Origin of the sequence: Escherichia sp. WS1265 (assembly GCF_046487585.1) — a bacterium.
GTDB classification, from domain to species: domain Bacteria; phylum Pseudomonadota; class Gammaproteobacteria; order Enterobacterales; family Enterobacteriaceae; genus Escherichia; species Escherichia coli.
Window position 1 is genome coordinate 311,204 of sequence record NZ_JBJQJE010000002.1, and the last position, 18,964, is coordinate 330,167.

Annotated in this window: 20 protein-coding genes; 19 read left to right on the top strand and 1 reads right to left on the bottom strand. The window is 46.8% G+C overall.

The genetic code is table 11. The features are described from left to right. The first annotated feature begins 45 nt into the window (after positions 1-45). The 19 genes from gspS2 to ACJHX3_RS03915 all read left to right on the top strand — a co-directional run bounded on the left by gspS2 (position 46) and on the right by ACJHX3_RS03915 (position 18,506). Positions 46-456, top strand: a complete 411-nt coding sequence (gene gspS2, locus ACJHX3_RS03825) for a type II secretion system pilot lipoprotein GspS-beta (RefSeq protein WP_001309757.1) — start codon at positions 46-48, stop codon at positions 454-456. Between the two features lie 17 nt (positions 457-473). Further along, the gene (gene gspC, locus ACJHX3_RS03830) at positions 474-1,433 is read left to right on the top strand and encodes a type II secretion system protein GspC (protein ID WP_000135091.1); all 960 of its coding nucleotides are present in this window, start codon (positions 474-476) and stop codon (positions 1,431-1,433) included. 29 nt (positions 1,434-1,462) lie between these two features. After that, on the top strand, positions 1,463-3,523 hold the full coding sequence (gene gspD / locus ACJHX3_RS03835) for a type II secretion system secretin GspD (RefSeq protein ID WP_000498830.1): 2,061 nt from the start codon (positions 1,463-1,465) through the stop codon (positions 3,521-3,523). After that, positions 3,523-5,016, top strand: coding sequence for a type II secretion system ATPase GspE (gene gspE, locus ACJHX3_RS03840; protein ID WP_000249317.1), 1,494 nt, complete (start codon positions 3,523-3,525; stop codon positions 5,014-5,016). Before gspD ends, gspE begins: the two co-directional genes overlap by 1 nt. Beyond that, the gene (gene gspF / locus ACJHX3_RS03845) at positions 5,016-6,239 is read left to right on the top strand and encodes a type II secretion system inner membrane protein GspF (protein WP_001173433.1); all 1,224 of its coding nucleotides are present in this window, start codon (positions 5,016-5,018) and stop codon (positions 6,237-6,239) included. Before gspE ends, gspF begins: the two co-directional genes overlap by 1 nt. A gap of 16 nt (positions 6,240-6,255) precedes the next feature. Beyond that, the gene (gene gspG, locus ACJHX3_RS03850) at positions 6,256-6,711 is read left to right on the top strand and encodes a type II secretion system major pseudopilin GspG (protein ID WP_001087296.1); all 456 of its coding nucleotides are present in this window, start codon (positions 6,256-6,258) and stop codon (positions 6,709-6,711) included. A gap of 3 nt (positions 6,712-6,714) precedes the next feature. Continuing rightward, positions 6,715-7,278: a type II secretion system minor pseudopilin GspH gene (gspH, locus tag ACJHX3_RS03855; RefSeq protein ID WP_062875859.1), complete on the top strand. Its 564-nt coding sequence runs from the start codon at positions 6,715-6,717 to the stop codon at positions 7,276-7,278. Further along, entirely contained in the window at positions 7,275-7,646 is a 372-nt protein-coding gene (gene gspI, locus ACJHX3_RS03860; protein WP_000820092.1) for a type II secretion system minor pseudopilin GspI, read from the top strand. The genes gspH and gspI overlap by 4 nt, the downstream gene beginning before the upstream one ends. After that, a complete protein-coding gene (gspJ, locus tag ACJHX3_RS03865) occupies positions 7,643-8,248 on the top strand; it encodes a type II secretion system minor pseudopilin GspJ (protein WP_062875858.1) in 606 nt (201 codons plus the stop codon). Before gspI ends, gspJ begins: the two co-directional genes overlap by 4 nt. Next, positions 8,245-9,222, top strand: coding sequence for a type II secretion system minor pseudopilin GspK (gene gspK / locus ACJHX3_RS03870; RefSeq protein ID WP_062875857.1), 978 nt, complete (start codon positions 8,245-8,247; stop codon positions 9,220-9,222). The genes gspJ and gspK overlap by 4 nt, the downstream gene beginning before the upstream one ends. Continuing rightward, a complete protein-coding gene (gene gspL, locus ACJHX3_RS03875; RefSeq protein WP_062875856.1) occupies positions 9,219-10,397 on the top strand; it encodes a type II secretion system protein GspL in 1,179 nt (392 codons plus the stop codon). Before gspK ends, gspL begins: the two co-directional genes overlap by 4 nt. Before the next feature lies 1 nt (position 10,398). Further along, entirely contained in the window at positions 10,399-10,935 is a 537-nt protein-coding gene (gene yghD / locus ACJHX3_RS03880) for a GspM family type II secretion system protein YghD (protein WP_085004933.1), read from the top strand. A 1,150-nt stretch (positions 10,936-12,085) separates the two neighbouring features. Continuing rightward, positions 12,086-12,862 carry an ABC transporter permease gene (locus tag ACJHX3_RS03885; RefSeq protein ID WP_000124290.1) on the top strand — a complete coding sequence of 259 codons (777 nt, stop codon included), beginning with the start codon at positions 12,086-12,088 and terminating at the stop codon, positions 12,860-12,862. Beyond that, on the top strand, positions 12,859-13,521 hold the full coding sequence (locus tag ACJHX3_RS03890) for an ABC transporter ATP-binding protein (RefSeq protein ID WP_021564637.1): 663 nt from the start codon (positions 12,859-12,861) through the stop codon (positions 13,519-13,521). Before ACJHX3_RS03885 ends, ACJHX3_RS03890 begins: the two co-directional genes overlap by 4 nt. A gap of 226 nt (positions 13,522-13,747) precedes the next feature. After that, complete coding sequence (locus ACJHX3_RS03895; protein WP_024008760.1) at positions 13,748-14,059, top strand: hypothetical protein; 312 nt, start codon at positions 13,748-13,750, stop codon at positions 14,057-14,059. Next, positions 14,056-15,066, top strand: a complete 1,011-nt coding sequence (locus ACJHX3_RS03900) for a hypothetical protein (protein WP_094322971.1) — start codon at positions 14,056-14,058, stop codon at positions 15,064-15,066. Before ACJHX3_RS03895 ends, ACJHX3_RS03900 begins: the two co-directional genes overlap by 4 nt. Positions 15,067-15,095: 29 nt before the next feature. Further along, positions 15,096-17,126, top strand: coding sequence for an HAD family hydrolase (locus ACJHX3_RS03905; protein ID WP_094321860.1), 2,031 nt, complete (start codon positions 15,096-15,098; stop codon positions 17,124-17,126). 221 nt (positions 17,127-17,347) lie between these two features. Next, positions 17,348-17,686: a hypothetical protein gene (locus tag ACJHX3_RS03910; RefSeq protein WP_094321861.1), complete on the top strand. Its 339-nt coding sequence runs from the start codon at positions 17,348-17,350 to the stop codon at positions 17,684-17,686. Position 17,687: 1 nt separating this feature from the next. Beyond that, positions 17,688-18,506: a tetratricopeptide repeat protein gene (locus tag ACJHX3_RS03915; RefSeq protein WP_094308610.1), complete on the top strand. Its 819-nt coding sequence runs from the start codon at positions 17,688-17,690 to the stop codon at positions 18,504-18,506. An 80-nt stretch (positions 18,507-18,586) separates the two neighbouring features. Here the strand turns inward: ACJHX3_RS03915 and ACJHX3_RS03920 are convergent. Beyond that, the coding region (locus ACJHX3_RS03920; protein ID WP_001513096.1) for an IS1 family transposase at positions 18,587-18,964 on the bottom strand (378 nt) is incomplete at its 5' end.

Genomic DNA, 18,964 nt, shown 5'->3' on the forward strand with positions numbered 1-18,964 from the left:
AAGTGACATTTTTACTCTTATTAATAACCTTAGAGATTATTTACCATGTCGATAAAACAAATGCCAGGGAGGGTATTAATATCGCTATTGTTGAGCGTTACAGGATTATTAAGTGGCTGTGCCAGCCATAATGAAAATGCCAGTTTACTGGCGAAAAAACAGGCGCAAAATATCAGCCAAAACCTGCCGATTAAATCTGCGGGATATACCTTAGTGCTGGCGCAAAGTAGCGGCACGACGGTAAAAATGACCATTATCAGCGAAGCGGGTGCTCAGACCACGCAGACGCCTGATGCCTTTTTAACCAGCTATCAACGACAAATGTGCGCTGACCCGACGGTGAAATTAATGATTACCGAGGGAATTAATTACAGCATAACGATTAATGATACACGTACAGGTAACCAGTATCAGCGGAAACTGGATCGTACCACCTGTGGAATAGTCAAAGCATAACGTCGGGTAGATATAAATTGGCGCGGGTTGTTTTTCGTGACGCACGAATTTATCTCATTCAATGGCTGACAAAAATTCGTCACACTCTTAACCAGAGACAATCTCTTAATACAGACAAAGAGCATCTGCGAAAAATTGTACGCGCGATGTTCTGGCTGATGCTGCTTATTATTTCTGCAAAAGTGGCGCATTCACTCTGGCGCTATTTCTCCTTTTCTGCGGAATATACGGCGGTTTCCCCATCGGCGAATAAACCGCCCCGTGCAGATGCAAAAACGTTCGATAAAAATGACGTGCAATTAATCAGCCAGCAAAACTGGTTTGGCAAATATCAGCCTGTCGCCGTGCCGGTAAAACAACCTGAACCTGCGCCTGTGGCAGAAACACGTCTTAATGTGGTGCTGCGCGGGATCGCCTTTGGTGCCAGACCCGGCGCGGTTATTGAAGAAGGCGGTAAACAGCAGGTCTATTTGCAGGGTGAAACGCTTGGCTCGCACAACGCAGTGATTGAGGAAATCAATCGCGACCATGTGATGCTGCGCTATCAGGGAAAAATAGAGCGCCTGAGCCTGGCAGAAGAGGAGCGTTCCACCGTAGCCGTGACCAACAAAAAAGCCATCAGTGACGAAGCAAAGCAAGCTGTTGCTGAGCCTGCTGCCAGTGCGCCAGTTGAGATCCCGACTGCTGTGCGTCAGGCACTGGCGAAAGATCCGCAGAAAATTTTTAACTATATCCAGCTTACGCCTGTGCGTAAGGAGGGGATTGTCGGTTATGCAGTGAAGCCGGGGGCAGATCGTTCTCTGTTCGATGCCAGCGGTTTTAAGGAAGGCGATATCGCCATTGCGCTAAATCAGCAGGATTTCACTGATCCACGAGCAATGATTGCTCTGATGCGGCAGTTACCTTCAATGGATTCCATTCAACTTACGGTTTTACGCAAGGGTGCGCGCTACGACATTTCCATCGCGCTGCGCTAACCGCATTTAATCCAGGAGAATCATTCATCGTGTTTTGGCGTGATATTACGTTGTCGGTCTGGCGTAAGAAGACAACTGGCCTCAAAACAAAAAAGCGTTTACTGCCGCTGGTGTTGGCAGCGGCATTATGCAGTTCACCGGTCTGGGCGGAAGAAGCCACTTTCACCGCTAATTTTAAAGATACCGACCTGAAATCGTTCATCGAAACCGTCGGCGCTAACCTTAATAAAACCATCATTATGGGGCCGGGCGTACAGGGGAAAGTGAGTATTCGTACCATGACTCCGCTCAATGAACGCCAGTATTACCAGCTATTCCTTAACCTGCTGGAAGCACAGGGGTATGCCGTCGTACCGATGGAAAACGACGTGCTGAAGGTGGTGAAATCCAGCGCCGCGAAAGTCGAGCCACTGCCGTTGGTCGGTGAAGGCAGCGACAACTACGCGGGCGATGAAATGGTCACCAAAGTAGTGCCGGTACGTAATGTGTCGGTCCGCGAACTGGCACCGATTTTGCGCCAGATGATCGACAGCGCAGGCTCAGGCAACGTTGTTAATTACGATCCCTCCAACGTAATTATGCTCACCGGACGCGCCTCCGTCGTGGAGCGGTTGACAGAAGTGATCCAGCGCGTGGATCACGCGGGTAATCGCACTGAAGAGGTGATCCCGCTGGATAACGCCTCGGCTTCGGAAATCGCCCGCGTGCTGGAAAGCCTGACCAAAAACAGCGGCGAGAACCAGCCAGCAACGCTGAAATCTCAAATTGTCGCCGATGAACGCACCAACAGTGTGATTGTCAGTGGTGACCCCGCCACGCGGGACAAAATGCGCCGTCTGATCCGTCGCCTGGACTCAGAAATGGAGCGCAGCGGCAACAGCCAGGTTTTCTATCTCAAATACAGCAAAGCCGAAGATCTGGTCGATGTACTGAAGCAGGTCAGCGGCACGCTCACGGCGGCTAAAGAAGAGGCGGAAGGCACGGTCGGTAGCGGGCGTGAGGTTGTCTCCATCGCCGCCAGCAAACACAGTAATGCCCTGATTGTTACCGCGCCGCAGGACATCATGCAGTCGCTGCAAAGCGTGATTGAACAACTGGATATTCGCCGTGCTCAGGTGCATGTCGAGGCGTTGATCGTGGAAGTTGCTGAAGGCAGCAATATCAACTTCGGCGTGCAGTGGGCGTCGAAAGATGCCGGATTAATGCAGTTTGCTAACGGTACGCAGATCCCTATCGGTACGCTGGGCGCAGCGATTTCTCAGGCAAAACCGCAGAAAGGCTCGACGGTGATCAGTGAAAACGGCGCTACCACCATAAATCCGGATACTAACGGCGATCTCTCCACGCTTGCTCAGCTTCTTTCTGGCTTTAGCGGTACGGCGGTTGGCGTGGTGAAAGGCGACTGGATGGCACTGGTACAGGCGGTCAAAAACGACTCCAGCTCGAACGTGCTCTCCACGCCGAGCATCACCACGCTGGACAACCAGGAAGCCTTCTTCATGGTGGGCCAGGACGTTCCGGTATTAACCGGCTCTACCGTTGGCTCCAATAACAGCAATCCTTTCAACACGGTAGAAAGGAAAAAAGTCGGCATCATGTTGAAAGTTACGCCGCAGATTAACGAAGGTAACGCGGTACAGATGGTGATTGAGCAGGAAGTGTCGAAGGTGGAAGGACAGACCAGCCTCGACGTGGTGTTTGGTGAGCGCAAACTGAAGACCACCGTGCTGGCTAACGATGGTGAACTGATCGTGCTTGGCGGTCTGATGGACGACCAGGCAGGAGAAAGCGTGGCGAAAGTGCCGCTGCTGGGCGATATCCCGTTGATTGGTAACCTGTTTAAATCGACGGCGGATAAAAAAGAAAAACGTAACCTGATGGTGTTTATCCGCCCGACCATTCTGCGTGACGGTATGGCGGCAGACGGCGTTTCGCAGCGCAAATATAACTATATGCGCGCCGAGCAGATCTATCGCGATGAGCAAGGCTTAAGCCTGATGCCGAACACTGCGCAGCCGGTACTACCAGCGCAAAACCAGGCCTTACCGCCGGAAGTTCGCGCGTTCCTCAATGCCGGGAGAACGCGTTAATGGTGCCTGTAGCACAGGAAACCTCCGCTAACACCGTGCGTCTGCCCTACAGTTTCAGCCGCCGGTTTAGCCTGGTGGCATGGTGCGAAGCGTCGCTGGAGATCCTCCATGTTCATCCGTTGTCGCTCTCTGTTTTGCAGGAGCTGCAACGGGGGCTGAACGCGCCCTTTACGCTGCGGCAAATCGACGAGGCCGAATTTGAACAGCGGCTGAATGCGGTCTGGCAGCGGGACTCTTCCGAAGCTCGCCAGTTGATGGAAGATCTCGGTTCCGCCGAGGACTTCTTTACCCTCGCAGAAGAGCTGCCAGAAACGGAAGATTTGCTGGAAAGTGACGACGATGCGCCGATCATCAAACTGATCAACGCCATGCTGGCAGAGGCAATTAAAGAAGGCGCTTCGGATATCCACATTGAGACGTTTGAAAAGAGTCTGGTGATCCGTTTTCGTGTAGACGGAACGCTACATGAAATGCTGCGTCCCGGGCGCAAACTAGCCTCGCTGCTGGTGTCGCGTATCAAGGTGATGGCGCGGCTGGACATTGCCGAAAAGCGCGTGCCGCAGGATGGACGTATTGCGCTGCTGCTGGGCGGTCGGGCGATTGACGTGCGTGTCTCCACCATGCCTTCTGCCTGGGGCGAGCGCGTGGTGCTGCGACTGCTGGACAAAAACCAGGCCCGCCTGACGCTGGAACGTCTGGGGTTGAGTCAGCAACTGACCGTGCAGTTGCGCCAGCTGTTACACAAACCGCACGGCATCTTTCTGGTGACGGGGCCGACGGGTTCAGGCAAAAGCACCACGCTGTACGCCGGATTGCAGGAGCTGAACAACCATTCGCGTAACATTCTCACGGTTGAAGACCCCATCGAATACATGATTGAAGGGATCGGTCAGACGCAGGTCAACACCCGCGTCGGCATGACCTTCGCCCGTGGCCTGCGCGCGATTTTGCGTCAGGACCCGGATGTGGTGATGGTCGGTGAAATCCGCGATACCGAAACCGCAGAAATCGCCGTCCAGGCTTCACTTACCGGACACCTGGTGCTTTCGACGCTGCATACCAACACGGCGGTGGGGGCGATCACGCGTTTGCAGGATATGGGCGTCGAGCCTTTCCTGCTCTCTTCCAGCCTGACGGGCGTGATGGCGCAGCGGCTGGTCCGCACGCTGTGCACCGACTGCCGCCAGCCCGCGCCTGCCACTGATGAAGAAAAACGCCTGCTGGGGATTACCGACGCGCGCACCGTCACGCTGTACCATCCGCAGGGCTGCCCCGCCTGTAATCACAAAGGTTTTCGCGGACGTACTGCCATCCATGAGCTGATCGTGGTGGATGCCACATTGCGTGATTTGATCCACCGTCAGGCCGGGGAGCTGGAGCTGGAACGTTATGTCCGGCAACACTCTGCGGGTATCCGCAGCAACGGCATTGAGAAAGTGCTCGCCGGAGAAACCTCTCTCGATGAAGTGCTGCGGGTCACGATGGAGGCGTAATGGCACTGTTTTACTATCAGGCGCTGGAGCGTAATGGTCGCAAAACCAAAGGCATGATTGAGGCGGATTCCGCGCGTCATGCCCGCCAGTTGTTGCGCGGTAAAGAGCTTATCCCCGTGCACATTGAAGCACGGATGAATGCTTCGGCAGGGGGAATGTTGCAGCGTCGGCGACACGCACATCGTCGCGTGGCGGCGGCAGATTTGGCGCTGTTCACGCGCCAACTGGCAACGCTGGTGCAGGCAGCAATGCCGCTGGAAACCTGCTTACAGGCGGTCAGTGAGCAAAGTGAAAAACTGCATGTAAAAAGTCTCGGAATGGCGCTGCGCAGCCGGATTCAGGAAGGTTATACCCTGTCGGACAGCCTGCGCGAACATCCCCGCATCTTTGATTCCCTGTTTTGTTCGATGGTAGCCGCCGGAGAAAAATCCGGGCATCTCGACGTGGTGCTCAATCGCCTGGCGGATTACACCGAACAGCGGCAGCGCCTGAAATCACGCCTGTTGCAGGCCATGCTCTACCCGCTGGTATTGCTGGTGGTGGCAACGGGCGTGGTCACTATTTTGCTGACGGCAGTAGTGCCGAAAATTATCGAACAGTTTGATCATCTCGGACACGCGCTACCCGCCTCCACCCGCGCGCTTATCGCCATGAGCGACGCGTTACAGGCCAGCGGCGTGTACTGGCTGGCGGGTTTTCTGGGGCTTCTGGTGCTGGGGCAACGGCTACTCAAAAATCCTGCGATGCGCCTGCGCTGGGATAAAACCTTGCTGCGTTTGCCCGTGACGGGGCGTGTTGCGCGCGGGCTGAATACGGCGCGTTTTTCCCGCACATTAAGCATCCTCACCGCCAGCAGTGTTCCGCTGCTGGAAGGCATTCAGACCGCCGCCGCCGTGTCGGCAAATCGTTATGTCGAGCAACAACTGCTGCTGGCGGCAGATCGCGTCCGCGAAGGAAGCAGCTTGCGCGCCGCGCTGGCGGAGTTGCGCCTGTTCCCGCCGATGATGCTGTACATGATCGCCTCCGGCGAACAGAGCGGTGAACTGGAAACCATGCTTGAACAGGCCGCAGTCAACCAGGAACGGGAATTTGATACCCGGGTGGGGCTGGCGTTAGGGCTGTTTGAGCCTGCTCTGGTGGTGATGATGGCGGGCGTGGTGCTGTTTATCGTCATCGCCATCCTCGAGCCGATGCTACAACTGAACAATATGGTTGGAATGTAATTTACGGAGTTATCACATGAATTCGTTATCCCGCACACAAAAACCACGGGCAGGTTTTACCCTGCTGGAAGTGATGGTGGTGATTGTTATTCTTGGCGTCCTGGCAAGTCTGGTGGTGCCTAACCTGTTGGGCAATAAAGAGAAAGCGGATCGGCAAAAAGCCATCAGCGATATCGTGGCGCTGGAGAATGCGCTGGATATGTACCGACTGGATAACGGGCGTTATCCGACCACAGAACAGGGGCTTGAGGCGCTGATCCAGCAACCGGCCAATATGGCGGATTCCCGTAACTACCGTACCGGTGGGTACATTAAACGACTGCCAAAAGATCCGTGGGGCAATGATTATCAGTATCTCAGCCCGGGTGAAAAAGGACTGTTTGATGTTTACACCCTGGGGGCGGATGGTCAGGAAAATGGGGAAGGCGCTGGCGCAGATATCGGTAACTGGAATTTGCAGGAGTTTCAGTAATCAGTGCCTGAACGCGGATTCACTCTTCTGGAAATCATGCTGGTGATTTTCCTTATCGGCCTTGCCAGTGCGGGCGTGGTGCAGACTTTTGCGACCGATTCTGAACCGCCTGCGAAAAAAGCAGCGCAGGATTTTCTGACTCGCTTTGCGCAGTTTAAGGACAGGGCAGTGATCGAAGGGCAGACACTCGGTGTGTTAATCGACCCGCCAGGCTATCAGTTTATGCAGCGTCGTCACGGGCAGTGGTTGCCTGTTTCTGCGACCCGGTTATCGGCACAGGTTACGGTGCCGAAACAGGTGCAGATGCTGTTACAACCCGGCAGTGATATCTGGCAGAAGGAGTATGCGCTGGAGCTGCAACGTCGTCGCCTGACGCTGCACGATATTGAACTGGAGTTGCAAAAAGAGGCGAAAAAGAAGACGCCACAGATCCGTTTTTCGCCTTTTGAACCCGCCACGCCGTTTACGCTGCGCTTCTACTCGGCGGCGCAAAACGCATGTTGGGCGGTAAAGCTGGCGCACAATGGCGTGTTATCCCTCAATCAATGTGATGAGAGGATGCCATGAAGCGCGGATTTACCTTGCTGGAAGTGATGCTCGCGCTGGCGATTTTTGCGTTGGCCGCCATGGCGGTGTTACAGATTGCCAGCGGTGCGCTGAGTAATCAGCAGATTCTTGAGGAGAAAACGGTAGCGGGCTGGGTAGCTGAAAACCAGACCGCGCTGCTTTACCTGATGACCCGTGAACAACGAGCGGTCAGGCACCAGGGCGAGAGTGATATGGCAGGAAGCCGCTGGTACTGGCGAACCACACCGCTGAGTACAGGCAACGCGCTGCTCCAGGCAGTGGATATTGAAGTCAGCCGTCACGAAGACTTTTCGTCGGTGATTCAGTCACGACGCGCCTGGTTTAGCGCCGTGGGAGGCCAACAGTGAGAAGGACTTGCGCTGGTTTCACGTTACTGGAAATGCTGGTGGCAATTGCCATTTTTGCCTCGCTGGCACTGATGGCGCAGCAGGTGACTAACGGCGTCACACGCGTGAATAGCGCCGTCGCCGGACACGATCAAAAACTAAACCTCATGCAGCAAACAATGAGTTTTCTGACCCACGATCTGACACAAATGATGCCGCGTCCGGTAAGAGGCGATCAGGGCCAGCGTGAACCAGCGTTACTGGCGGGCGCTGGCGTTCTGGCGTCTGAGAGTGGAGGAATGCGTTTTGTGCGCGGCGGTGTGGTTAACCCGTTGATGCGTCTGCCACGCAGCAATCTGCTCACCGTCGGTTACCGCATTCATGACGGTTATCTCGAACGGTTAGCCTGGCCGCTGACCGATGCCGCAGGCAGCGTGAAGCCGACAATGCAAAAGTTGATTCCGGCGGATTCGCTCCGCTTGCAGTTCTACGACGGCACGCGCTGGCAGGAGAGCTGGTCGTCAGTACAGGCGATCCCTGTGGCAGTGCGCATAACCCTGCATTCGCCGCAATGGGGCGAAATTGAACGCATCTGGTTGTTACGCGGGCCGCAATTATCATGATCACCTTACCACCAAAACGCGGAATGGCACTGGTCGTGGTGCTGGTATTGCTGGCGGTTATGATGCTGGTGACCATCACGCTTTCCGGGCGGATGCAGCAACAACTTGGGCGAACGCGCAGCCAGCAGGAATACCAGCAGGCGCTGTGGTACAGCGCCAGTGCAGAAAGCCTGGCGTTGAGCGCACTCAGTCTGAGCCTGAAAAATGAAAAGCGCGTGCATCTGGCGCAGCCGTGGGCTTCCGGCCCTCGTTTTTTCCCACTGCCGCAGGGGCAAATCGCCGTCACTCTGCGTGACGCACAGGCCTGCTTTAACCTGAATGCCCTCGCTCAGCCGACGACGGCGTCGCGTCCGCTCGCGGTACAACAACTGATTGCCCTGATCTCGCGCCTTGATGTACCTGCTTATCGGGCCGAACTGATAGCCGAAAGCCTGTGGGAGTTTATTGACGAAGACCGCAGCGTGCAGACGCGTCTGGGTCGTGAAGACAGCGAGTATCTCGCCCGCTCGGTGCCGTTCTACGCCGCTAATCAACCGCTGGCGGATATCAGCGAGATGCGCGTGGTGCAGGGAATGGACGCCGGGCTTTATCAAAAACTGAAACCGTTGGTCTGTGCGCTGCCGATGGCCCGCCAGCAAATCAACATCAATACCCTGGACGTCGCGCAAAGTGTGATTCTTGAGGCGCTGTTTGACCCGTGGTTAAGCCCTGTACAGGCGCGGGCGTTATTACAACAACGTCCGGCGAAGGGCTGGGAAGATGTCGATCAGTTTCTTGCTCAGCCGCTACTTGCAGACGTCGATGAGCGTACTAAAAAACAGCTAAAAACCGTCCTGAGCGTGGACAGCAATTACTTCTGGCTGCGTTCAGATATCACCGTGAATGAGATTGAACTGACGATGAATTCGTTAATTGTCCGCATGGGCCCACAACACTTTTCTGTTCTCTGGCATCAGACAGGAGAAAGTGAGTGAGTTCCATGCTTGAGATTTTTTTCCCGCTTTGCGCCGCTGATCCCATCCGCTGGCAGCGCCGTACACCCGACGTGGAGTGCGGCATCTGGCCTGACGTTGCTGATGAATGTCTCCAGCAATGGCTGCAAACTGATGCGATTCGACTCTATATTCCCGGCGAATGGATCAGCGTCTGGCAGGTTGAACTGCCTGATGTGCCCCGTAAGCAGATACCGACGATTCTGCCCGCCTTGCTGGAAGAAGAGCTGAACCAGGATATCGATGAACTGCATTTCGCCCCGTTGAAAATCGACCAGCAACTGGCAACCGTAGCTGTGATTCACCAGCAGCATATGCGCAACATTGCGCAATGGTTGCAGGCAAACGGCATCACCCGCGCTACCGTCGCGCCAGACTGGATGTCCATTCCTTGTGGGTTTATGGCTGGCGATGCGCAACGGGTTATCTGCCGCATCGATGAATGCCGGGGATGGAGCGCCGGGCGGGCGCTGGCTCCGGTCATGTTCCGTGCACAGCTCAATGAGCAGAATTTACCGCTTTCGCTAACCGTGGTCGGCATTGCACCGGAAGAACTATCTGCATGGGCTGGTGCGGACGCCGAACGCCTGACCGTTACGGCTCTGCCAGCCATTACCACTTATGGCGAACCGGAAGGGAACCTGCTAACAGGGCCGTGGCAGCCTCGTGTCAGCTACCGAAAACAGTGGGCGCGCTGGCGGGTGATGATTCTGCCGATATTGCTGATTCTGGTTGCGCTGGTAGTGGAACGGGGCGTGACGTTATGGAGCGTCAGCGAACAGGTGGCGCAAAGCCGCACCCAGGCGGAAAAAAAGTTCTTAACACTGTTCCCGGAGCAGAAGCGGATTGTGAATTTGCGTTCCCAGGTGACGATGGCGCTGAAAAAATATCGCCCGCAGGCCGACGATACCCGGCTGCTCGCAGAATTGTCAGCGATCGCCAGTACCCTGAAATCAGCGTCACTTACCGACATCGAAATGCGTGGTTTCACCTTTGATCAAAAACGCCAGACGCTTCACCTTCAGCTACGGGCTGCAAACTTTGCCAGCTTCGACAAACTGCGTAGCGCACTGGCGGCAGATTATGTTGTGCAACAGGACGCGTTACAGAAAGAGGGTGATGCGGTTTCCGGCGGCGTAACGTTGCGGAGGAAATAACATGTTACGCGATAAATTTATTCACTATTTTCAGCAATGGCGTGAACGCCAGTTAAGCCGTGGCGAACACTGGCTGACACAACACCTGGCGGGGCGTTCTCCGCGTGAAAAAGGCATGTTACTGGCAGCGGCGGTGTTCCTGTTTAGCGCCGGATATTACGTCCTCATCTGGCAGCCGTTGAGCGAACGGATAGAACAACAGGAGACGATGTTGCAGCAGCTGGTGGCAATGAACACCCGACTGAAGAGCGCCGCGCCGGATATTATTGCAGCGCGAAAATCTGCCACAACAACGCCTGCGCAGGTATCGCGGGTCATCAGTGACAGTGCTTCCGCGCACTCGGTGGTCATCAAGCGGATAGCCGAGCGTGGGGAGAATATTCAGGTCTGGATAGAACCTGTGGTGTTTAATGACCTTCTGATATGGTTAAACGCACTGGATGAAAAATATGCGCTGCGGGTGACACAAATTGATGTCAGTGCTGCTGAGAAGCCTGGGATGGTGAATGTGCAGCGGCTGGAGTTGATAAGAGGATAAGTGTTCCAGTAAATTCCTTACCTGTGAAATTCAGTCCGAAAGGTGAGTGTATAATCTTCTTATCCACTCACCGAGTTAAATATTTTTGCAATAAGAAATATCCCACTTCCGCCATCACTGAATGTTCTGCAAAACGACAGATACGAGTTCTCTCCTGAAACAGCCCTGCGTCCTATAAATATGCTTACGTGTGGCAATACATCATGATTATTAATAGATGCAATGAATCATTAGGTAGCAATTGATAGGTCAAAACATATAGGATAATTCTTGTGTGATCTGTATTTTGTGTAGCCTGGAAATTAGTAAAATTCCTGGAGATAATCAGAGAGGGAATTTCAAATAGTATAATAATTTCCCAAGAAACTATTCGTCGATTTTAGGAAAAGTCTGCTCAGGTATATCTACCGAGGGATAATGCTGGCTGTAACGCTGGTTAAAATAGATACACAAAATAATCAAGATGTATATTTTAATCGACGAAAATAATTACTTCCGGGATTATTGATGCGACTTAAATAACACCATTTAAATGTGATATAAATCACAAATATGGCTGTGAAGAGGGTGCTGTAGATATAAATAAGAAGTACATGAGTGAATTTTAAATAGGGGAATAGTTTCTCGCTAAACAATTTGTTGGTGATCAATCACATGCGTTCTGGTTTGAGGCAGATTGCAGGTGTTGTTACGCATAAAATTCATAGGTGGTATTATAATCAAGTAGTTAACAGTAATAGTAAAAAATAATTTCTTGCGAAATTAGCAGCCCATTTTGAATAAGTGTGTTCCGGAGTAATCCAGAGCGCATGCTGCTTTACGTCTTTTTCAAGCCATGTTGGTTAAGCAAAAAGAGGTAGAAATAATTTCCTGAGAAATTAACTCAACATTCTGAAATGGCCAGTTTTCTGAAATTACCAGAAGACCGAATACATTCATGCCTGAAGAATGGATTAGAAGAAACGAGACGGAAATAGATCTATTTATCCCTGCGGAAATAATTTCTGATGAAATTGTTTTCGGCTATTAAAAAGGTCAAACCGGCTGAGTGAATTTTATCCAGTTACAAACAAGTATTACCTCCAGTGTATTGGTAGCTGTTAAGCCAGGGGCGGTAGCATACCTGAAGAGAATAGGATCACATCACCAAATGGCAAGAAGTGGATTTGAAGTCCAGAAAGTCACCGTAGAGGCATTATTTCTACGAGAAATACGAACACGCTTTGGTAAGTTCCGTCTGGGATATCTGTGGGCGATTCTCGAACCCTCTGCGCATTTGCTGATACTGTTGGGCATTTTTGGTTACATTATGCACCGCACGATGCCAGACATCTCATTCCCGGTGTTTTTACTTAATGGCCTGATTCCCTTTTTTATCTTTAGCAGTATCAGCAATCGTTCTGTAGGTGCTATTGAAGCGAATCAGGGGCTGTTTAATTATCGACCAGTAAAACCCATCGATACGATCATTGCACGCGCACTGCTTGAGACACTGATTTACGTTGCTGTTTATATTCTGCTTATGCTCATTGTCTGGATGGCAGGCGAATATTTCGAGATAACAAATTTTTTACAACTTGTGGCTACCTGGAGCCTGCTGATCATTCTTTCATGTGGCGTCGGCTTAATATTCATGGTCGTTGGTAAAACTTTCCCCGAAATGCAAAAGGTTCTGCCGATACTGCTTAAGCCGCTGTATTTCATCTCCTGCATCATGTTCCCTCTACACTCGATTCCAAAGCAATACTGGTCATATCTACTCTGGAACCCATTAGTGCATGTCGTGGAGTTAAGCCGCGAGGCAGTTATGCCTGGCTATATCAGCGAAGGCGTGAGTCTGAACTACCTGGCAATGTTCACTCTGGTCACCCTGTTCATCGGTCTGGCGTTATACCGAACGCGTGAAGAGGCAATGCTGACATCATGATTAAGATTGAGAATTTGACGAAGTCATATCGCACGCCAACGGGGCGACACTATGTGTTTAAGGATTTAAACCTCGAAATTCCTTCAGGAAAAAGTGTTGCCTTTATTGGTCGTAATGGTGCGGGTAAATCAACGTTACTGAGAATGATTGGCGGCATTGACCGCCCCGACAGTGGAAAGATCATCACCAATAAAACGATATCATGGCCAGTCGGCCTTGCAGGTGGATTTCAGGGAAGTTTAACCGGACGCGAAAACGTAAAATTTGTTGCGCGGTTATACGCGAAGCAAGAAGAGCTGAAAGAGAAAATTGAGTTTGTCGAAGAATTTGCCGAACTCGGTAAGTACTTCGATATGCCGATTAAAACTTACTCATCTGGTATGCGATCGCGTTTAGGCTTTGGTTTAAGCATGGCATTTAAGTTTGATTATTATATCGTCGATGAAGTAACCGCAGTCGGTGATGCCAGGTTTAAAGAAAAATGCGCTCAATTGTTTAAAGAAAGGCATAAAGAATCTAGTTTTTTAATGGTTTCACATAGTTTGAACTCATTGAAAGAGTTTTGTGATGTGGCGATTGTGTTTAAAGACGATAATGCGGTTGGTTTTTATGAGGATGTTCAGGAGGGAATAGAAGAGTATTATAGGATATATGCCTGAATAGCCTGTTTGAATAATAATCCAGCCTGTGAATGTTAACACTAAATGATTCATGTTACATGATTAAAAATCATAGCGATAATATTTTTTAAATTTCTTGGTTTGTGTGCTGAATATTAGATTTCATTACACTATCAACCGTATGAAAAAATTACTTTTCAAGAAAGTATTTATCAAGAAAGATATAAAATCTAACTTTCCAATTTATCTCAATAGGAAAATATAAATGAATTTTTTATTCTTTCTAGAGCCTTCTATAGAGTTGAATAATCCTCTCTTCAGATATGCTACTTTAAGAAACTCTCTTCTTCCTCAAATTAAAACATTAAGAAGAATGGGGCATGATGTAGTTACATTATTGAGTGACTCGGTTGCACAAAAATGTATTGTAGATAATAAAGTAGAACAAATTGGAACAATTGCCGTAATTGATTCTATCGAATGGATGAATGGAGAAGGGTATTTTCCTCGATCGCTGCGCCATCAATCTAGGAATTATTTCGATGGGGAACTATTGAATATAAAAAAATATTGTTGAATTCTATTGGGGACCTTTCTTATAAACCAGATGTAATTATAGTTTGGGAAACTCCAGCCTATTACTTAGAAGAGTTATTTCCAGAGGCAAAATGTATCTATCAAATGCCTGGGGTATTCTCAAGACCTCCATTTGCAAATTTGGTATCATTTGATGATAGATTGCTGGAAAGAAAAACAAAACCGGTAGATTATATTATTGATGATGGTGAGTTATCAGATTTTGAAAAATTAAGAGAAAAAGAGAATTCTTTTTTTTCCTCCATAAGCCCAACTAAAAAGAAGATAGAGGATATAAGGAAAAAATATTCTAAAATAGTATTATTTTCATTGCAAATTGATAATTATTTCATGGTTTCATCGGTTCTGGGCGATGGGAAAACTCAGTTTGATGCATTGATATGTTGTTTGAAACTTTTACCTGGTGATATAGCATTAATTGTAACCAACTATATTTCTAGGGATATAAAAAGTGCCGTTTTGAGCCATGAGAATATTAAGTATTTACGTAATAGATTTCCTAACTTTAAGTATATTGAGGAGTTTGACCTGATTCCTTGTGTTTCTCAATATTTAGTTCGTGAAGTAGATGGTGTAATTTCTATATCATCTTCCTTGGGATATCAGGCCAGATATTGGGGCAAACCGCTATTAACTTTAGGCACTAGCCATATTCAAAACTTCGCCACCACAGATAATTTTGATGAGTTTATAGAGCAAATCTACACATCGATTGCTTACTTTAATGATAGTAATTTAATTGGTGAAATGAAATATAAGAATGTACCTCAGGACTTTTTATCTAGTGACGAATATCCACAATGGCTAATAAATGCAATCACAAGTAAATATACGCATTCATGGTGCGATAATATTTCTAATGAGCTTGCCAAAAGAAAGCGAGAAAAAGCATGCCTTGACTCTCTTGTCCCATACATAAAAAATATCATCCCCAAGATGATTATTTTTGTAAAGAGCTTTCAGCACAAATACAGCGTTACTCAATAATATCTTTTGATATTTTTGATACCCTGCTTATGAGGCCCTTTAGGCATCCTACTGATTTATATGATTTTATAGAACCTCAAGTTAGGTTACTTACAAAAATTCCTCATTTAAATTTCAAAAAAGAGCGAAAAAATGCTGAGAAAATTGCATTTGAAAATGCAATTAAGGCAGGGGTTGGTGAAATAACGATTGAGGAAATTTATAAGGTTTTAGGAGGTGCTTTAAATATAAGTGCTCAAGTTCAGGAAAATATAATGCAACTTGAAATGCAAACTGAATATGATCTACTTTATCCAAGAAAAAGTGGATATAGAGCATATCTTGAGGCTAAACAAGCAGGAAAGAAGATAATTTTTATTTCTGATATATATCTTGGGAAAAGTTTCTTATCCAAAATTCTGCATAAAAATGGCTATGAAGAATATGATAATTTATATGTATCCTCTGAACATCGAGTAAAAAAACATAGTGGTGAACTTTTTGACTATGTAATTAATGATTTAGGCATAGAGCCGCAAACTATATTACATATTGGCGATAATGTCGAAGCTGATGTGAAAAAAGCAAAATCAAGGAATATTAAACCGTTTCATTTAAAGAAAGCATATGAAGAGTTTACAACATGTTCAGACTATCAAATGCTCTGGAGCAGAGATGAGAATAAACACTCCTTGGATTGGAAAATACTATTGTCAATAGCAGGCAATAATCTGCATGACAACCCTTATCTCCCATTCCGAAAAGGAACTATCTTTGGTGGATCTCCATTAAAGCTGGGCTATTATGGCCTGGGACCACTTTTATTAGGTTATGCAAAATGGTTGGTAGAATCAGCAATAAAGGATAAAGTCGAAAGGCTATATTTCCTATCAAGAGATGGAAAGATAATGAAACAAGCTTATGATATTGTAGCTAAGCTTTATCATAATGCTCCAGAATCTTATTATCTCCTATGTTCAAGAAGAGCTATAAATCTTGCAAAGGTAAAAACTTATAACGATATAATTGATTTGGCAAATGTTGATTATGCGAATAATGTTAGTCTCTCACATTTACTTTTCAACAGGTTCGGTTTACAAATTGATACTATCGCAGATGAAGTATTAGAAAAACATGGGTTTGATAAACAGTCAAAATTAACGTCGAATGATGTTGATAAACTACAAGAACTGTTATTAGATGTGAAGGATGAGGTGTTATCTATTGCAGAGAAAGAAAGGTGTTGTTATTTAGAATATCTTAATGAAATGAAGGTGTTCGATAAGGGAGAAATTTCTATCGTTGATATTGGCTATGCGGGAACAATGCAACAATCATTATATCAATTATCTTCCAATAGCAAAAAAATCGGTGGTTACTACTTAATAACTTTCAGGCCTGCGATTGATCGAGTTGTGAATAATTTATTAGCTATAAAATCATATCTCGCTGAATTTATTGACAGGCATGATACATATCATCCTTTCTGCCGATATGTACCCCTTTATGAAACATTATTTAGTTGTTCTGATACAACATTTATCCGTATGACAAAGGACTTAAGTGGTACGCTCGTTCCTGTGTTTATGGAGAGTACTCCGGTAGAAAATACACGAAAAACAATTGTTGAACATATACAAAAAGGTGCGGTAAATTATATTTCAGAAGTGGTAACCATATTAGGTGAGCATTTTAAACACCTTGATATAGAACCAAATAAAACACTTCGTGCATTAAATATATTTTTTTCCAATCCTCACCCAAGAGATGCAAAGATATTTTCAGGGATGGTTTTTGAAGATGCTTATGGTGGAACTCAGCATAAAACAATTTTACCTGACATCAAAAACATCAATTCTACTTGCGTCTGGGAAACAGGTAGAAAAGTCTTAAGAAATAATCTAGTTAATGAACAGGAAAATCAAAAAAATGGCCAAAAGGCTGATAAATATGAAAGTAATACTAAAACAACAAAGCAAAAAATAATATATTCTTTATTAGTAAAAACATTAGCCAAAAGGAAAAGAGAAAAATTCATCAAAAATCCTGAGCTTTTTTTTATGATTCCAAAAAGACGATAGTCAAGAGTATTGGTAAATTATATTTATCATGAATATTAAGGGGGCGCATATGTATCCGAATTATATATATCATGATTATTTTTTTTAGTTGTTAGAAATAAATTCTTGGCATGGATGCTGTTATTCTTTTTTATATAATAAACTTTAGATAATATGAATTGTTTATTGTCAAAAATAAGTATATTTTATTGGGTTAATATATATTTGTATGGTGCATCGGAATGATTGAGTTTATTTGCTCTGAATTAAATAAAAACCCATATTTAGAAATAATTCCCAATCACAAGTCAAAAATGGTTTATATTGCTTTTTCATCGGTAGATATACCGAGAGGGGCATTTATGTTTTGGAAAATAATCAATAGAATGGATGCCTCCAAGATTTTTATTAATGATGAACATAATGGGTGGTATGTTCATGGAATTCCTGGTGTAGGTGATGTTAACAAAAGCATTGATTTTTTATTCAATATTTTAAATATGCTTAAAGCAGAAGAGGTAATATTGATAGGCCCCTCAATGGGGGGGGTATGGTGCCATGTTATATGGTGCTATTCTTAAAATGAAGATGCCATGGATACAATTTCGATGCCTTTCTTTTGGTGGTGAGTTTCATCTGTATATAAAGGAAGCAAGAAGTGGCAAGCTATCTAAAAAACCACGTAATCCATATTATGCTGATATAAGATGTTTAGTATCCTCATCTGAATTGGATATAGTTCAGGTTTATGGTGACGATGATATCAATGATATTTATCAAGCCCATCTTGTTCATGGAATTAAAAATATTGATCTAATTTCTGTAAGAAATTCCCCGCATGCGGTTTCGACGTATTTAGGAAAGAAAATTGATTTAACAAAAGCAATTAAAAATTATGAATCCTATGGAAAGTTTGAGGTTGAATCTGCATCTAATGTCAGTCAATTTAAAGAGCATGGCGCTCTATTATATTTTGGTCATTTAATGATGCTTGATAATAATGCTAAAGAGGCAATTAAAAAATTAGAAAAAGCAATAACTATCATACCAGACCATGCTCTGACGCAGCATAAACTTGGACTTGCATTACTCATGCTGAAAAAAGAAAAAGAAGCACTTTTACACCAAGAATTAGCTATAAATCTAAATCCTGATCTGGCTCGTGCACATTTTCATATTGCCATGCTATCAGAGATGAATGGCGATATTAAAAAGGCTGAGTATCATTACAAAGAGTGTATTAGGTCTGATGAACGTCATATTCGAGCATTGATTTCATTATCATTGTTATATGAAAAAGTAAAGGAGTATGAACTGGCTTTGGATTGTTCATATAAGGTTTTAGCGTATTCTGAAGGTAATAAAATGGCCTTGGATATAGTACGAAGAATTACAAAGTAAAATAATCTGTGTCTCAGTGTAGGTATGTGGCGGTAATGATTTAACTAATAGTTATTGAATGTTTCGGTAATGACTCCAACTTACTGATAGTGTTTTATGTTCAGATAATGCCCGATGACCTTGTCATGCAGCTCCACCGATTTTGAGAACGACAGTGACTTCCGTCCCAGCCTTGCCAGATGTTGTCTCAGATTCAGGTTATGCCGCTCAATTCGCTGAGTGTAACGCTTGCTGATTACGTGCAGCTTTCCCTTCAGGCGGGATTCATACAGCGGCCAGCCATCCGTCATCCATACCACGACCTCAAAGGCCGACAGCAGGCTTAGAAGACGCTCCAGTGTGGCCAGAGTGCGTTCACCGAATACGTGCGCAACAACCGTCTTCCGGAGCCTGTCATACGCGTAAAACAGCCAGCGCTGGCGCGATTTAGCCCCGACGTATCCCCACTGTTCGTCCAT

Coding starts and splice junctions, on each gene's coding strand:
- gspS2 (WP_001309757.1), top strand. CDS start 46: ATGTCGATAAAACAAATGCCAGGGAGGGTATTAATATCGCTATTGTTG.
- gspG (WP_001087296.1), top strand. CDS start 6,256: ATGAATTCGTTATCCCGCACACAAAAACCACGGGCAGGTTTTACCCTG.
- ACJHX3_RS03885 (WP_000124290.1), top strand. CDS start 12,086: ATGGCAAGAAGTGGATTTGAAGTCCAGAAAGTCACCGTAGAGGCATTA.
- ACJHX3_RS03895 (WP_024008760.1), top strand. CDS start 13,748: ATGAATTTTTTATTCTTTCTAGAGCCTTCTATAGAGTTGAATAATCCT.
- gspK (WP_062875857.1), top strand. CDS start 8,245: ATGATCACCTTACCACCAAAACGCGGAATGGCACTGGTCGTGGTGCTG.
- yghD (WP_085004933.1), top strand. CDS start 10,399: ATGTTACGCGATAAATTTATTCACTATTTTCAGCAATGGCGTGAACGC.
- gspI (WP_000820092.1), top strand. CDS start 7,275: ATGAAGCGCGGATTTACCTTGCTGGAAGTGATGCTCGCGCTGGCGATT.
- ACJHX3_RS03915 (WP_094308610.1), top strand. CDS start 17,688: ATGAAGATGCCATGGATACAATTTCGATGCCTTTCTTTTGGTGGTGAG.
- ACJHX3_RS03905 (WP_094321860.1), top strand. CDS start 15,096: ATGAGGCCCTTTAGGCATCCTACTGATTTATATGATTTTATAGAACCT.
- ACJHX3_RS03910 (WP_094321861.1), top strand. CDS start 17,348: ATGATTGAGTTTATTTGCTCTGAATTAAATAAAAACCCATATTTAGAA.
- gspF (WP_001173433.1), top strand. CDS start 5,016: ATGGCACTGTTTTACTATCAGGCGCTGGAGCGTAATGGTCGCAAAACC.
- ACJHX3_RS03890 (WP_021564637.1), top strand. CDS start 12,859: ATGATTAAGATTGAGAATTTGACGAAGTCATATCGCACGCCAACGGGG.
- gspE (WP_000249317.1), top strand. CDS start 3,523: ATGGTGCCTGTAGCACAGGAAACCTCCGCTAACACCGTGCGTCTGCCC.